The organism is Methylosinus sp. Sm6 (assembly GCF_019802345.1).
Lineage (GTDB): Bacteria > Pseudomonadota > Alphaproteobacteria > Rhizobiales > Beijerinckiaceae > Methylosinus.
In genome coordinates, this window is sequence record NZ_JAINDZ010000159.1 from 1 (window position 1) to 512 (window position 512).

1 protein-coding gene is annotated in these 512 nt (G+C 71.1%); it reads right to left on the minus strand.

All coding sequences use genetic code 11. The features are described from left to right. Positions 1–46 precede the first annotated feature (46 nt). The gene (locus K3F48_RS24060; RefSeq protein ID WP_222577958.1) at positions 47–388 is read right to left on the minus strand and encodes a hypothetical protein; all 342 of its coding nucleotides are present in this window, start codon (positions 386–388) and stop codon (positions 47–49) included. Between the last annotated feature and the right edge of the window lie 124 nt (positions 389–512).

The following is a 512-nucleotide window of genomic DNA, read 5'->3' on the forward strand; positions in this document are numbered from 1 at the left end:
GTTCGGGATTGTGAGCCCCGACGGCTTGCCTGCCCTCCGCGATAAATCAGGCGCGACGGATGCTCAGATAGCTGTCCGCCGCGATCTCCTCGAGCTGCGCCCGCGTGATCTCCGAGAGGTCGATCTCCGTCTCGATCGGCCCGAATTTGATGCCGGCGCGCCAGCGTCCGTCCTCCGGACCGCGCACTTTGATCACGAAGCCCTCGGGGCCCGCCGGCGCGTCTTCGCCGAGAGCCGCCGCCGTCGGCTCCGGCGGAGGCGGAGCCGACGGTTCGGCGGCGGCCGCAGCGGCGGGCGCGGGCGAGGCCGCGCCGACCGGCGGCGCATCCGCGGCGGGCGCAGCACCGGCCGTCGCCTCGCCCTCCTGCGCTTTGCGAATATTCGCCATGACGCGCGCCTCCTCAGACCAGCCACGGCGACATGAAGATGTCGACGATGTTGCGGTCCGTGTTGTCGATCATGCCGATGCCGCTGGCGTTGATGACGCCCGGCGAGCCGTCGACCGGCAGGAA